Source organism: Rhizobium sp. YJ-22 (assembly GCF_029601685.1).
Lineage (GTDB): Bacteria > Pseudomonadota > Alphaproteobacteria > Rhizobiales > Rhizobiaceae > Metarhizobium.
On sequence record NZ_JARRIR010000021.1, the window covers coordinates 1 to 14701 of the forward strand.

Below are 14701 nucleotides of genomic sequence, written 5' to 3' on the forward strand. Positions count from 1 at the left end.
TCCACGGTTAAACCAACCTGAATTCCGGATACGTTCTTAAAAGTCGGACAGATTCTCCACTTTCGTGTCGTGACGCCATATACGGCAAATCGCCGCGATCGGGCATTCGTTAGGCGGATGGACCGTAACCGCACTTGCGGGCGCCCTCTTCGAGACCATCCGATTTGCAAAGGGGGGCAGAACAAGATTTGTTCCCCCGGACACGCTAAGGTCGAACGGATCGTGAATCCTCGTCGCGAACCCGCATAATGGTCTGCCGGCTGGTCGCGAATTTCCTTGCTATCGCCGAAACACTCATGCCCGTCGCGAGATCGTTGCGGACACCCTGCTTCTGTTCATTGCTGAGCGTGAAGGGTCGTCCGAGGGTCTTGCCTTCCGACTTGGCGCGCTTGAGACCGGATTGCGTCCGCTCGATCAGCAAATCCCGCTCGAATTGGGCGACGGCATTGAGCACGTTCATGGTCATGGTGCCGGCCGAGCTGGTGAGGTCGGCGCCGCCGAGCGCGAGGCAATAGACGCGCACGCCCATTTCGGCCAGCGTTCTGACGGTGGTGCTGACGTCGATCGCATCACGGCCGAGGCGGTCGAGCTTTGTCACGATCAGAATGTCGCCGGACTCCAGCTTGTCCATGAGCCGGGAAAAGCCGCGGCGTTGCGCGATGGCGGTGCTGCCGGAAACCGTCTCGGTGACGATCCGGCGCAGTTCGACCTGGAAGCCGGCGGCTTCGATTTCCTGAAGCTGGTTCTCGGTCGTCTGGCCGGTCGTGGATACGCGGACATAGGCGAAGGTGCGTGGCATGAGGGTAACTTTGTCCGAATAGGCTGTCCAAAATATCGCCTCTGTTCATAAGACGGTCAAGATAATTTGTGGACAGGGTGTTTTACCCCTGTACGCAATCGCTCGTTTCCGGACAGGGTCGCTTAAGCTTTTGTCAGGTTCGGGTCACTCGCGCCGACCCCGCCGCAAGGAACGGTGCAAAGGCCGGTTTTGACAAGGTCACTACAAGCTGGGCTTCACCATCCAGCTTTGTATTTGCGTGTTACTCGCCAAAAACCATTCTGCCGCAATCGTGAGAATAACGCTAATGCGTCAACGTTGACGCGCGTTGATGCTGACGCATGATAAAGCGCCTTAACGCTTCTGAAAGCTTTGTGACGCATCTTGATGCAACAGCGTGCAGCAAAGAGGGAAATCCATGCCGGTCATAGCCGTTGCCAATCCGAAGGGCGGAGCGGGCAAGTCGACGACGACGCTCGTCCTCGCCACCACCCTTGCCAGTCAGGGCGCCAGCGTCACCATTCTCGATTGCGATCGAAACCAGCCCATCGTCGGATGGAGGGGAGGGGGATCGAAAAACCCCGTGATCGTCGATAGCGCCGCCAATGAAGAGAGCTTCAAGGAAAAGCTCGATCTTCACCGCAGGCAACGCCAGTTCGTTTTCGTCGATCTCGAGGGAACGGCAAACCGGTTGATGTCACGCGCCCTGTTTCGCGCCCACCTCGTCATCATTCCGATCCAGGCGAGCCCGACCGATGCGGAACTGGCGGCGAAGGCCATCCACCTGATCAAGGACGAGGGCGACTCCTTCGACAAGCTCATTCCCTATCGCGTGCTGTTCACTCGCACCTCCCCGCAAATCAAGACGAAGATCGAGAAGGCGATCATCACCCAGCTGGAAGGTGGGGACATCCCGCGCTTCACACATCACCTCAACGAGCGCGCGGCCTACAAGGCGATGTTCTACCACCAGCTCGATCTCAACGAACTGGATGCGGGCGAGGTCAACGGCCTGCCGCAGGCGCGTGAAAATGCGCTCGCCCTCACCGAGGAACTGATCAATCTCGTCATGCAGAAGGAAGCAGCGGAATGAAGGACCTGGGTTTTGGCGATCGCCTCAAGACCATCAAGCCCGATAGCGAACTCGAACCGGAGGTGCCGGACCACAAGATCGACGCGGTCGCCGAGAGGCACGGATTCGTGTCGCGCGAGCCCATCCAGAAAATCACCCGGCGGAAAGAGGCCGAACCCTCGGCCAATCTCAATATCCGCCCGCCGGTTTCCACCTATAACCGCTTCGTCGCCTGGGCGATGGAAAACCGGATGAGCTATCCCGAGGCCCTGAAGGAATTGATGGATCGCGCCCGCATCTGACTTAACGCATTTGCGTCAACGCACGTCAATCAACGTTCTTTATGACGCTGTAACGTTACCTTCTGCGGTGCCTCCGTTTGCATCCATCCTATCCGAATGCTGGCGGAACCTGCTAAAAACGCCTGTAAAGGCCTCGCAGGAGATTCGCCATGAAACGCACGACCCTGTCCTTCATGCCGCGCAGCGAATTCTCAAAACTGTCGCTGCATGACAAGAACGCCTATCTGCAGCAGGTGACGCAGGCCTATATGGAGGCGAAGAAGCAGGATTACGTGCCGCTCACCAAGGATGCGCTCAGCCGCCTGCGCCGCTTCTATCTGCGGCGCAGCTTTGCCGACCTCAAGCTCGAACAGGTCGAGGACGACCTGATGCGCGATGCGCTGGCGAGGCTCGGCGAGGCGATCCACGGCAAGGAACTGAAGCGGGTGATCGAAAGCGAGATCCCGCCGAGTGCCGCACCGCTGAAGCGCGCGCCGCCGATCGATGACGACCAGTTGATGTTCTTTGTGCCGAGCGTCCACGACGCCCCCCTGAAGGACGAAATCAACCTGATGGACGTGGCGCCCTTCTCGCTCAGTAAGACCAAGCGCGACGGCATCATCCGCTACGAGCTCGGCGACAGCATCATCACCGTCGAGGGCGGCGCCGAAGTCGGTATTGCCAATGCCTATGATTACGACATCTTCCTCAACATGGTGTCCTACCTGGCCGAGGAAACGCGCCGCTATGTCGCCAGCGAGAAAAAACACCTGCGTCCCAGCCTGCCGGGCCGCATCTATCGGCCGACGGCCGCTCAGATCCTGAAATTCTGCCGGCGCGGACAGGGTGGGAAGCAGTATCTCGAACTCGAACGCGCCCTCGATCGTCTGCAGGCAACCCGCATCAAGATCGTCAATCTCGGTGACGGCAAGCGCCGGGACGCCGAAAGCTTTCCCTTCATCGGCCGCTACAAGGTCGTCAGCCGCACGGCCCAGGACAATATCGACCAGGTGGAGATCGAAATCCCGAACTGGGTCTATGACGGCGTCGTCCAGCCCTTCGGCAAGCCGAGCATATTGACGCTCAATCCCGACTACTTCCTTATCACCAAGCCGATCGCCCGCTTCATCTACCGTCTTGCCCGCAAGGCGGCCGGCCAGACGGAAGCCTTCTACAAGATGCAGGATCTGCATTATCGCAGCGGCTCGCAGCTCCCCTTGCGGAAATTCCGCCAGACCGTCGAGGAAGTGGTGAAGAGCACGGTCGCCGACCCGCTTCCGGATTACGATCTGGAACTGCGCGAAGGGCGCGAAGGAACCGTCCTTTACATGCGCAAGCGGCTTGTCCCGACATCGACTGAGCAGATCGCTCTTGAGCTCTGACAAAAACTGCGTGTTTCAGTCCGCCCTGTTTGTCAAAAGATCCGTATTTCGATCCGGCATTTCTGACAAAATTCTCCCCGGGCCAAGCCCCTGAAAAGAATCACGATTCCTTCCCTTCTGGAGAATCGGGAATCGGTTTTGTCCTTCGGGGTCCGAAACAGACGATCTGAGATGACAAAAATAATCGTACATCAGTGCCACTGGATTCGTACATCATTCTGTCAGAACCGTACATCAATCCGTCAAATTCGTACATCAGTGCCACAAGGGTGGTTTAAGTGCATGATTCAGTAAATGAATCTCCAGCCTAAAACTAAGACAAAAACTACAAAAACTAGATTCAAAAACTTCAGGCATGACAAAAATTTTTCCTGTTGAATTTTTCGGAAAAATTGGCAATAACCAATGCATCCATCGAAGATATATTGAGGAATTACCTCTGATATCCTCTAGCTCAGATGGAAACTCCCAAATTTTGGCGAATCACTATATTTCAGCTCGTCGAAATAATGAGAAACGAAGACCGCTGCGATCATTGTCAAAAATCCTGTACAACGATCCGTCTCGAATGACAAAAATCTCGTATTTCATTCCGACATCTTTTGACAAAAATGCGGGCCGCAACGGGAATGCCGATCAGGCTTTCCACCGTTTCCCCTTTCTTTCATATGAAACCGATATCCTCATGAGGGAATGATGATAGGACGTTTCCATCCCGTCATCATCTGGATGGAAACTCATGTCCTCTTCCTCTTCTCCGGAAAAACCCATGCCAACGGGTCGCGGCATCCGCAAGGGCCGCAGGGAACAGGTGACGATCATCATTGCCCCCGACATCCTCGATCGCGTCGATGAAAGAGCGGCCCGCATGGGGCTCAGCCGCGCCGCCTGGATCAATACCTGCATTTTCCAGGGCCTCGAAGCGGGCTTTACCGGCATCAAGGGAGAGCGGAATGACTGATCCGGCAAAGACGGTGTCCGGCCCGATCGGCAAGGCCTTGGAGCGTCTGGAGGCATCGATGAAAGCGAAATCGAAGGAGAAGGCCGAGCCGCAGGATATATCGGAGCTGCTGACCAGCCCGCAGTTGGATCTCTTCATCGCCACCGGCCGGGCCGCCTCTCCCAAGGATGAACTGGCGACCATGGAACATCCGGTCTATGCGATCGAGGATGGCGACCAGCGGATCCTGTCCTACGAACATAACGGCCAGACGCTGGAAGTCACGCCATCAGTGAAGGGCAGGGCAACCATCCATGACAAGGACATTGTGCTCTGCTGCGTCTCGAAGCTCGTCGATGCCATCAATCACGGCCAGGCGGTGTCGCGGACCGTCAGCATCACCGCCCACGACCTCCTGAAATTCACCAACCGCAGCACCTCCGGCCGCGGCTATTATCTCCTGGAGCAGGCCCTGGACAGGCTTGCCGGCACCCGTATCAAGACATCGATCGCCACCGGCAAGCCTGCGCGGCGACGCACCAAGGCCTTCGGCCTGATCGATGCCTATGAGGCGGTGACACGCGGGCCGGAAAACCGCCTGGAAGAACTGCGCATCACGCTCAGCGAATTCACTTTCGATGCGACCCTGGCGCTCGAAGTGCTGAGCATCGATCCGGATTATTTCAAGCTGCGCAAGGGAACGGAAAAACGGCTTTACGAACTGGCCCGCAAGCATTGCGGTGACCAGGGACGCTGGAAGATCGGCCTCGATCTCCTGCAAAAGAAGGTCGGATCCCGCCAGCCGCTCTTCAAGTTCCGGGCGGCCGTGCGCGCCATCAGCGAAGCCAACACCCTGCCGGGCTATCACATCGTTTTTCTGCACACTGATGATTCCGTTGTCTTTTACGGGCGCAACGATGCCGGGCTCAACGCCATGCAGATGGATGCCGTCACCAGGACACCGGCGATGCGCTCACGCCGGAAAACCATCCGCGGGTCTGACAACGCTTCTTGAAACACGGCGCTTGGACTCGTCACTCTACGGATGTTTTCAGGTAATTTCTTGATATGAATGAATAAATCTCTCTTCGGGAACACAGGGCGCAGGAATGGCCCCACGGAAGTCCGATGCCTTGGAGCTTCAGATTTCGGTTTGAACCCCATTCCATCGGGTGTAGGCGGCATTCGTCACTCTGGAGATGTTCACTCGTCACTCCGGGGATGCGTCTTCGTCACTCTAGGGATGTTTGACTCGGTACTCCACGGATGAGGATTCGTCACTCCGGGGATGGCCGCGTTCGTCACTCTACCGATAATCTGCAAGGTTTTCGGAAATGAAAACAAAAGCATAACGAACACGTAACACGCGCGCGCGCTTTAACGTCTTTAACAGAGTCCTTAACGGAAGCCATGCCGAGAGAATTTCCAGGCGAAACGATCCCGCTTTCGTGTCGGACAATGCCGCATAAACAGAACGCTGGGACAGACAGGTTATCGTCAGTGGATATCCTGTGCAGCGATCCCGACGATATCCATGCGAACTGCCGTTTCTGCGACGAGCACTCCGCCATGATAGGCATCCAGCCGGATATCGAACAGGCCTTCATGCGCCGGCAGGTCCAGCATATCCAGGAGCATGAAATGCCCCTGGCCGCCATCGACGGCGAGCGTTGCATGGGTCGGATCCTTCGGGCTGTCGGCCACCCCGTCATCATCGGCATCGAGCGCCCAGGCATAACCGTGATCGGCATCACCCTGGAGCAGATAATGCTTCCACGCGACCCCGGCCGTTGGATCGGTGTCGATGCTCAGTTTGAAGGAAAAATCGGTCAATTCGCGCTGTCCGAGCGATGCGACTGACAAAGCGATCGAGCTGCCGGCCGTCACATGATCGAAACCGGCGGTATGGCCTTCGACATAGCCCTTGCTATGCAGGGGCGTGCCCGCCGCATCGCGCAGGCTGAGCCCGAGTTCCAGATGGGCGCTGTTGCTGGTGGCGATCGCAAAGCCTTCGGCCGAACCTTTTCCGATCAGCAGGATCTTGTCATTGCCGTCGAGCCTGTATGGCGTGATCGCCGCATCGAGAGCGTAGGTGACACCTTCGATCATGCCGCCGTCCGGAGCGGGAAACTGGGCTCCGCCACTGGAGCCGGGCAATGCCGCAATTGCCTTATCCACAATTTCGGCCGTTGCAGGGACTTGGCCATCGACCGTTTTGAGGAACAGGCGTGCAAGGCTGGCGGCGCTCTCTCCCCGATAGGCTTCGATCTCGGCTTTGGTGTCGAGATGGCGCGTATACAGATCGGCCGCGGCGACCTTCAGGTCGAGTGCGTTTCGATCCGGACCGGAGGCGGCATCGATGATATGCATCGCAACCGTCTGCATCGTCGCCCGGCCGTGAGCCAGTTCCTCCTCATAGACGTGAAGAGCCGCGGAATCGGAGTTGCGGCCGAAAAGGTTCTGGAAGACGGTCTCGATCACGTCGCTGCTCGAAACACCATCAAAAACCTTCTGGAATTCGGCCTGGGCGGACATCCGTGTCGCGACCCCCGCAAGAGATGTTCCGGCATCGATCTGCTGGTTCCAATAGCGCAGGCCTTCCGGATCTGCCGGCCGTCCGAAAAACGCGATGTATATTTCCTGCAGGTTGGTCATCGGTCCGTGCCCCGTTTCAGCAAGGCTGACAGAAACTTAAAAGCATTTATTAATCAAATGTTAACGCCGCGCTTGGTTAATGTGCCAGAAAACCGTTTTGCTTTGGCAGCGACTAAGGCTAGGGACTTTCCGAAAGCAGACGATGTGCGTAGCGTGCAGATGTCCAGCCGGGATAAAGACTTCCGTATGCGTGTTCTCCATTTTTTCAAAACCTATTGGCCCGATACGTTTGGAGGCGTGGAGCGCACCATTCACGCCATCGCCAAAGGCTGCCGCGCCTATGGCATGGAGGCTGACGTGCTGGCGCTCAGCCCCAAGCCCGCGTCCGAACCCTTTGTTTTCGACGGGCATCGCGTGATCCAGGTGAAGCAGGATCTCGATATCGCCTCGACCGGATTTTCACGCGCCGCTTTCAGGGCGTTTCGCGATCTCAGCCGCCAGGCCGACGTGGTGCATTTCCATTTTCCCTGGCCGTTCATGGATCTGGTCGATCTCGTCACGCCGCATCGAAAACCCGTGGTGGTCACCTATCACTCGGACATCGTGAAGCAGAAACTGCTGCTGCGCCTTTACAGTCCACTGATGCATCACTTCCTGCGCGGCGCCGACCGGATCGTCGCGACTTCGCCGAACTATCTGTCTTCCAGTCCGGTGCTGCCGCTTTATCGCGACAAGGTGGAGGTCATTCCGCTTGGTCTCGACGAGGCCGATTATCCGGCACCCGACCCCCAGCGCATTGCGTATTGGCAGGACCGTTTCCCGGACGGCTTCTTTCTCTTCGTCGGCGTGCTGCGCTATTACAAGGGGATCCATATCCTGTTCGAGGCCGCCCGAAGCACGGGCCTGCCGGTGGTCATCATCGGTGGCGGCGGGCTTGAAAGTGAGTTGAAGGCGCGCGCCGAGGCGGAAGGCCTGTCCCAGGTCCATCTGCTCGGGCCTCTTGCCGATGCGGACAAGTCGGCTCTGCTTTCTCTTTGCCGGGCGCTGGTCTTTCCATCGCATTTGCGGTCCGAAGCTTTCGGACTTTCCCTGGTGGAAGCCGCCATGGCCGGCAAACCGATGATTTCATGCGAAATCGGCACAGGCACGAGTTTCGTGAACCTGGACGAGGAAACCGGCCTTGTGATCCCGCCCGACGACCCTGGAAATCTGGCGCGGGCCATGCGGCGGCTCTGGAAAAGCGAGGAAGAATGCAGCCGGTTCGGCCGCGCTGCCCGGCTGCGTTATGAAGCGATGTTCACGGCCGAAAAAATGGCGAAAGCCTATGCGGATCTCTATCGGCGCCTGAGGTGACGCGGTGCGGCACGGGTGGTCATGAAACGCTGTTCTGCCGCCCCTAGGTCAATTCGGAGATCGAGCTTGACCCGTCGCGCAAAACATCGTCGATAGATCACCGTCCCACCGGTTTGGATCCCATGTTCGAAGTCATCGCCGAGGATACGTTCGATTTCCGTTCGCAGGAATATGCCGAACTGTTCAACGGTTCGGCGGCGACCGCATTCCAGCATCCCATATGGCTTGCGCAACTGTATGAGAAGCTTGTGCCGCAAGGCGCGGCAACGCCGCTGATCATCGTCGTCCGTGTGCGCTCAAGCGGAAAGCTTGCGATGGTCCTGCCGCTGGTGCGACGCAGATACATGCTGCTGAAGGCCATTGAATTCGCGGATATGCGGGTTTCCGACTATGTATCGCCGGTCGTGGACGAAAAAACGTTTTCCTGCATTCTGGCCGACAGCCAGACATGCGCTGCCATCCGCACATATCTGCGGCCCTATGATCTCCTGCGCATCGGCAAGCTTACGGACCGCTCGCTGGCGATGGAACGCCTCTTTGGCATCGGCAAGCGTGACGACATGGGAATGAGTGCCTATTGCAGCAAGCTGGAGCCGAGCTTCGCCGAATGGCGCGCGCATCAGTTGGATCGGTCCTATCGCAAGGAACTCGACAAGAAGACGCGGCAACTCAATCGCATGGGAAAGGCGCGCTTCGAATGCGCGGACGGCCCGGCCGCCATCCGCACGATATTCGATGCGCTCAAGTTCTATCGCGGCAACCGCTTCGATGGCAGCGACGGCCCTGCCGACCTCTTGCAGCAGGCGTCCTATTTCGGTTTCTATCTGGCGGTGGCCAATGAAGGATGCGGTGGATTTGCACGCACCTATGCGATGTGGATGAATGACCGGCCGATCGCCGGCGCGCTCGGGCTCGCGCATCGGGGCTCGTTTCTCGTCATTCTCGGTGGTTTCGACGAGGCCGGCTACAGGAAACAATCGATCGGCAGCCTGATGTTCGAGCAGATCGCCCGGGACTGCATCGGGCGCGGCGACCTGCATCTCGATTTCACCATTGGCGACGAGCCCTACAAACGCATTTTCGGCGGCCAGCCTTCACCTATGTGGCAGATCCATCGCGCCGGCAGCCTGCTCGGCTATGCTGCGCATCTGGCCGTCGAAAAATTTCCGGCCGCCAAGCAACTGGCGCGGCATGTCCTGGGCGGCGGGCGCGGCAAGAAGGTCGAAGCGTCTGGCGCCGTCGTGCCGCCGACATCAGGTCAGAACACCGAATCCTCCTGATCCCGGCTTAAGTACCGTCGGCAGGAACGCTTCTGCCGGGCTGCAAGCGTGATCAGCCGGCGGCTTCGGTATTCGGCCGCCTGAGATTGCACAGCCGGGCAGCAAGGTTCGGACTCAGCCTATCGATCCCGTGCAGGATACGGCGTTGGCTGAAGTGAACCTGCCGGCGCGCACGCCATCGCAGGCCGGTCTCGATGGTCAGGCTGCGACGGAAGCGCGCCTGGGCGAGCCCATGTTCATCCACCGCCTGCTTGACCGAATCGTCGTAGAATGTCGCGATCTTTGCCGCCGGCATGCCGGGGGAGGCCATCCATTGCGGCACATGCACCCTGCATAACCGTTCGACATCGGTGAGCAGCCGGCTGACGCCGGTTCCGGCTGCAGGGCAGGACGTCTGGTAGGCGTCTCCAATGAGCACGGCGCCGTCGCGCCTGCAATTTTCGGCGACCGTGATGTCGGTCAGCCAGCTCGACACGCGATCCATGACCTCGAAATCGCCGAATGTTTCGACCAGCCCGGGAAGCGTTTCGACAAGCGTTTCGCGCGGCCGGCCGCGCAAAGCCTTGACCCAGGGATCGTCATGCTCGCGGAACACAAAGAGATTGGCGCGGGTGACGCCGCCTGCGGGAAACAGGCTCAGATAATCGATGCCATCGCAAACCCGGTCGCCGTAACAGGTCAGCGCCGCATGCTTGAAGGCGCCTGCGCCGACCGGCCGGATATTGAAACCAAAGGTCATCGACTGGCGCCGATGGACGAAGCGGCGCTCGATGCCGAGATCGCGCCGCAGGATGTCGCCCATGCCGGTGGCCAGCACGAGCAAGCGCGCCGTCACGTCTTGCTGGCCGACGATCGATATGCGCTGGCGGTCCGGCCCGGCCTCGAGGGCGCCGACCCGGCCGGCGATGAAGCGCACGCTCTCGGGTAGTTCGGCGCGCATCGTACCGACGAGGTCGTCGTAGAAAATGCCATAATGGAGCGCATGCGTGCGATCGAGCACGCTGCCTCCGCGAATATTGACGATCTCGTCGAAAGGTGCCGCGGCTGCGGAAAGACTGTCCAGAAGGCCGATCCGACGCAATGTCTCGATCTGGTCGCCGGCGATTTTCTCGACACGGAACTCGCGGGGAAAAACCGGGTAACGGTCGATCAGCGTGATCCGATAGCCCTGCCGCCCGAGAAGGATCGCGGCCAACGTTCCAGACAAGCCGCCACCGACAATGGCGATCTCCGTATCGATTCCCGCCGGCAGTAGGCGTGGCGGATGTCCAACTGTCATTGAGAATACCTCAAGAGCGAAGAAAGGCGCAGGGATCGGTGTCGGATACTGCCAGGATATCCTTGTTTACACAAAGACCGGCTTCTCGATCGAGTCGATTTCGTCGGTGCCCGCGACAGGAGCACCACAATGAAATGCTTTCCGCTGGCGACCAGCCCATGCGTTGAGGCCAGGCTAACCCAATCGGGTGATGGCAGACAACTTCATAGTTGATACCGTCTTGTAATTGTGACGTGAAGCAGGTTTTGCGCCCTGCTGGAGAGGAGCAACGGGACAGATCGGTTGCCCGACACCTGGAAAAATGCCTTGCGGAGGAAAAAATGCAGCGGATGAATGTTTCGGAGGTGGTCGATTTCGAACTCAGCACCGGGCTGAACAGCCTGAATGTGCTGGTGGCGGATGCCACGGGACAAACGGTTGCCCTTGAATTTTCCTATGAAACGCTCGCGACGATGGCCGGGCTCTTTCTTGTCACCGGCAGGTGTTTGACGCCGCCGATCGACCTGCCGGCTTTTCCTGCATCGGATGTCCGTGTCTTTCCGAGGGAAAACGGCGAAGCCGTTCTACAATTCATGGATGACCGCGGAACCCTGCTGCCGGTGCTCGTATCCCAGACCAGTTCGATGCAATTGAACATCATGGCGCACTGTGTCGGGCACCTGGAACGGGAACGGATAGAAACGGCTGACCAACCGCAATGTCCGGAGATGGAAGCAATGGGCGTTCCGCAATGATGGTCGGTCCAGGCCATCCGGACTGACGTCATAGCCGGCTGCACATTGCCCAAGCCTTGGACAGCGCGATGCCGCGCAATCCTCCGCTGAAGCAGTCAATATGCGTCAGTCAATCGTCCGCAACGTGGCGACCGCGGCGACGAAATCGGTCTGGCGGGTCATGCCCGATTTCGACAGGATCGACTTGACGTGGGAGCGCACGGTTTCCTTGCTTACCGCCATTTCGTTTGCCGCGCCGGCGATATCGGTTCCCCCGGCCAGGAAGCGCGCGACGCGGGCTTCGGTCGGCGTCAGGTCGAAGAGGCCCTGCAGCGTTTCCGCATTGGGAACGCGTGAGCGGTCGATGGGGGTGACGATCAGGAAAAAGGCGGCGCTGACGAAAATATCGCAGGCATTGCCCTTGAAGGGAACCAGATGCACCACGGCGGGCGGGGTGCGATCGGCCTGCGGCAGGGGAAAGGAGCAGCCGGCGAGACTTCCCAGCCCGCGCGCCGCCTCGATTGCATCCGCCAGCCGCCGGTTGGCCGGCCCGTATTGGAAATTCACGACGTCGCGCGCCGCGATCCTGATCTGCGGCGACAGGGTTTCCAGCAGATCGTTGCAGGCGAGCACGCGGCCGTCGCGGCGCAGCACAGCGGAGGGCAGGCCGGTCATCTTCAAGGCCTCGACGGCGGCCGCGATCCGCTCGAATTCGAGGCGGCTGGACATCATCGCCGCCCGCGCCAGATGCGGCCGCAAGGCATCCAGATAGGCGATGGCCGAGCGCTCGACCGGGCCAGTCGCCCGCTTCTTCTCCACCGCGACGATGATCTTGTCGCCGCTCGGCGTCTCGATGAAGGTCGAGGCGCCGAAACCGTAGCCGAGCGGTTGCATCATGCCGGTATAGATCGGCAGGGTGTTGTAGTCCTCCTCGGTAAAATAGTCGGACTCGTCGATGAAGCCGCGATGCTCGATGGTCAACAGCTTGTCGGTTCGGGTGTTGTAGCGATACCAGCCCTCGTCGATCATCTTCCGCTTCATGTCGTCGAGCGCATCGGAGGCCAGCCATTTCGTGTCCGGCGCGCTGGTATTGACGAGCGAAGTGCCTTGCGCGCCGGTGCGCAGGGCCATGTGGTCAAGGATCGCGTACCATGTCTGGGGCAGGAAGGCCGCCTCGTAAATCTGGTCGAGAATGGCGGGTAGATCGGTCATGAGCCTCTTGGATGTTATGCAACCGGACACAGCATAACTGCGACACGCCGCGGCGCAACCGATTGAGGTGTCCTAAATCGGGATTTGCGCCATTTTCATGCAGCTCATGGAGGCTGCAATCGTCCCATTTTGGCACAAAAGACGGCCCGCGCCGGCGCGGTTAACCGTAATGCCAGGCGGAATGCCCGTTTGACCTGCCCGATCCCCCTGTATCCCCCATCTGGGTGATGGAGGGGGGTTAATAAGTTGTTAACACTCTCTGCGTGCGGCAAGTTTTGTAAACAGGGGGTTAAACACCAATGCGCAACACACTCTTCCATTCCGTCTCCGCCCTGGCATTTTTGGCCATGGCCGGCGCTGCGCTGGCCGGTGCAGACAACAATACAGCGACTATCAATCAGGCGTCGCATGTCTGGGATAGCAATGCTACGATCCGTCAGCATGGTTCCTGGGGAAATGCCGAAATAAAGCAGGGCTATGACTTTGGCGGCCGGGGCGATGGCGATGTCGCGAAGGCAGACGGCTGGCTCCCGAGCACAGTCACGATCGATCAGTATGGTACGGGCGGTACCGCAAGAGCATCTCAGAGCTCCGTCTTAGGAGGCCAACAGACCATCACGCAGTTGAATGGCGGCACGGCCGAGGCCCGGCAATGGAGCGCTATTTATAGCAAGCAGACCATTTATCAGGATGGTGCAAGCACGGCGTTCGCCGATACCCAGAGCAGCAGGACCGAAGCTACCATTAACCAGTGGGGCGGCAACAACAACAGGGCTTACCTTCTTCAGGGAAGAAGCTTCAACGCTGGTACCGGTGTCGCTGATAACTCAAAAGGTACGATCAACCAGAAAGGGGAATCGAACACCGCCTTTCTCGAACAGATCGGTTCCGGCGGAGAGGCAACCATCACCCAACAGGAAGGCGGCTGGAACGAAAGCTATGTTATCCAGAGCGGCCTCAACGATTGGGCGAGCATCACCCAACAAGGCTACAGCAATCTTGTTTCTCTGAAGCAGACCGCAAATGATGTCAGGGCTACCGTCTGGCAAGATGGTAGCAACAACAAGGCTTGGCTGACTCAGAACGGTCAGTACGGTAACATCACCGTCACGCAGATCGGCGACGGAAATCAGGCAACGGTCGATCAGTCTGGCTGGAACAATGCCGCCGTGATTTCCCAGGTTGGCAACAGTGATATTGCTACCATCATCCAAGCCGGTGAAAACAACACCGCGACCATTGCCCAGCAATAAGCGGTTACCTCGATACGGCGCGGCATGAACCGCGCCGTATTTCCTATATATGCTGTGATGCGGGTTCGTCAGGAGGTTTCAGGAATGAAAAATTGGATTACCGTTCTGGCCCGACTTGTATTCGGTCTAATTATACCAGGGCTTGCCGGAACATATCCGGCTGGTGCCGATGAGGCGACATCTCCATCGTCGCTCAACGAAGACCTGCTCAACGAATTCACTGGCGCCGGCGCTCATATCCGGCAGGCTGGCAGTGGGAATACAGCGACCATCGTCCAGCAAGGCGGTTCCGGCAACTTCGCCTTCAGTGCGACGGATGGCAACGATAATGCGATCACCATTCTCCAGAGCGGCTCCGGCCATTCGGCGGGCGTGATCGCGGATTCGGACGGGGCGCGGGTGACGGTCGATCAGAGCGGCATCGGCCATCGCGCCGGCGTCGTGGCCGAGGGCGGCAGCGCGGATATTTCCGTCACCCAGCGCGGCGCCAATGAAAGCGTGACCGTGCAGCAGACCGGCCCCGGCCAGGCCATCAGCATCACGCAGGGGGGATACTAACCGCG

General features: G+C 58.8%; 14 protein-coding genes. 10 read left to right on the forward strand and 4 right to left on the reverse strand.

Translation table 11 applies throughout. The features are described from left to right. Positions 1-205 precede the first annotated feature (205 nt). On the reverse strand, positions 206-799 hold the full coding sequence (locus tag P7F60_RS27750) for a recombinase family protein (RefSeq protein WP_277920840.1): 594 nt from the start codon (positions 797-799) through the stop codon (positions 206-208). 397 nt (positions 800-1196) lie between these two features. Between P7F60_RS27750 and P7F60_RS27755 the strand changes: the two genes are divergently transcribed. The 5 genes from P7F60_RS27755 to P7F60_RS27775 all read left to right on the forward strand — a co-directional run bounded on the left by P7F60_RS27755 (position 1197) and on the right by P7F60_RS27775 (position 5468). After that, entirely contained in the window at positions 1197-1871 is a 675-nt protein-coding gene (locus tag P7F60_RS27755) for a ParA family protein (RefSeq protein ID WP_277920841.1), read from the forward strand. Beyond that, the gene (locus P7F60_RS27760; protein WP_277920842.1) at positions 1868-2152 is read left to right on the forward strand and encodes a hypothetical protein; all 285 of its coding nucleotides are present in this window, start codon (positions 1868-1870) and stop codon (positions 2150-2152) included. Before P7F60_RS27755 ends, P7F60_RS27760 begins: the two co-directional genes overlap by 4 nt. A 149-nt stretch (positions 2153-2301) precedes the next feature. Beyond that, a complete protein-coding gene (locus tag P7F60_RS27765) occupies positions 2302-3513 on the forward strand; it encodes a replication initiator protein A (protein ID WP_277920843.1) in 1212 nt (403 codons plus the stop codon). Positions 3514-4282: 769 nt separating this feature from the next. Further along, on the forward strand, positions 4283-4474 hold the full coding sequence (locus tag P7F60_RS27770; RefSeq protein ID WP_277920844.1) for a hypothetical protein: 192 nt from the start codon (positions 4283-4285) through the stop codon (positions 4472-4474). Then, a complete protein-coding gene (locus tag P7F60_RS27775; RefSeq protein WP_277920845.1) occupies positions 4467-5468 on the forward strand; it encodes a replication initiator protein A in 1002 nt (333 codons plus the stop codon). The genes P7F60_RS27770 and P7F60_RS27775 overlap by 8 nt, the downstream gene beginning before the upstream one ends. A gap of 482 nt (positions 5469-5950) precedes the next feature. On the opposite strand, the gene P7F60_RS27780 is transcribed toward P7F60_RS27775, so the two are convergent. Next, entirely contained in the window at positions 5951-7108 is a 1158-nt protein-coding gene (locus P7F60_RS27780) for a DUF4214 domain-containing protein (protein WP_277920846.1), read from the reverse strand. 186 nt (positions 7109-7294) lie between these two features. On the opposite strand from P7F60_RS27780, the gene P7F60_RS27785 reads away from it, so the two are divergent. Together P7F60_RS27785 and P7F60_RS27790 are read left to right on the forward strand one after the other, a co-directional pair. After that, a complete protein-coding gene (locus P7F60_RS27785; RefSeq protein WP_277920875.1) occupies positions 7295-8401 on the forward strand; it encodes a glycosyltransferase family 4 protein in 1107 nt (368 codons plus the stop codon). Between the two features lie 122 nt (positions 8402-8523). Beyond that, positions 8524-9681 carry a GNAT family N-acetyltransferase gene (locus P7F60_RS27790; RefSeq protein ID WP_277920847.1) on the forward strand — a complete coding sequence of 386 codons (1158 nt, stop codon included), beginning with the start codon at positions 8524-8526 and terminating at the stop codon, positions 9679-9681. Between the two features lie 52 nt (positions 9682-9733). Here the strand turns inward: P7F60_RS27790 and P7F60_RS27795 are convergent, their stop codons facing one another. Next, positions 9734-10960, reverse strand: coding sequence for an NAD(P)/FAD-dependent oxidoreductase (locus P7F60_RS27795; protein ID WP_277920848.1), 1227 nt, complete (start codon positions 10958-10960; stop codon positions 9734-9736). Between the two features lie 320 nt (positions 10961-11280). Here P7F60_RS27795 and P7F60_RS27800 point away from each other — a divergent pair, with 320 nt between their 5' ends. Continuing rightward, positions 11281-11694, forward strand: a complete 414-nt coding sequence (locus P7F60_RS27800; RefSeq protein ID WP_277920849.1) for a hypothetical protein — start codon at positions 11281-11283, stop codon at positions 11692-11694. A 105-nt stretch (positions 11695-11799) separates the two neighbouring features. Here the strand turns inward: P7F60_RS27800 and P7F60_RS27805 are convergent, their stop codons facing one another. Next, positions 11800-12885 (reverse strand): LuxR C-terminal-related transcriptional regulator, encoded by a 1086-nt coding sequence (locus P7F60_RS27805; protein WP_277920850.1) that lies wholly within the window; start codon positions 12883-12885, stop codon positions 11800-11802. Between the two features lie 299 nt (positions 12886-13184). Here P7F60_RS27805 and P7F60_RS27810 point away from each other — a divergent pair, with 299 nt between their 5' ends. Both P7F60_RS27810 and P7F60_RS27815 read left to right on the forward strand, forming a co-directional pair. Further along, entirely contained in the window at positions 13185-14138 is a 954-nt protein-coding gene (locus tag P7F60_RS27810; RefSeq protein WP_277920851.1) for a hypothetical protein, read from the forward strand. A gap of 24 nt (positions 14139-14162) precedes the next feature. Continuing rightward, complete coding sequence (locus P7F60_RS27815) at positions 14163-14696, forward strand: hypothetical protein (RefSeq protein WP_277920852.1); 534 nt, start codon at positions 14163-14165, stop codon at positions 14694-14696. The last annotated feature ends 5 nt before the right edge of the window (positions 14697-14701 follow it).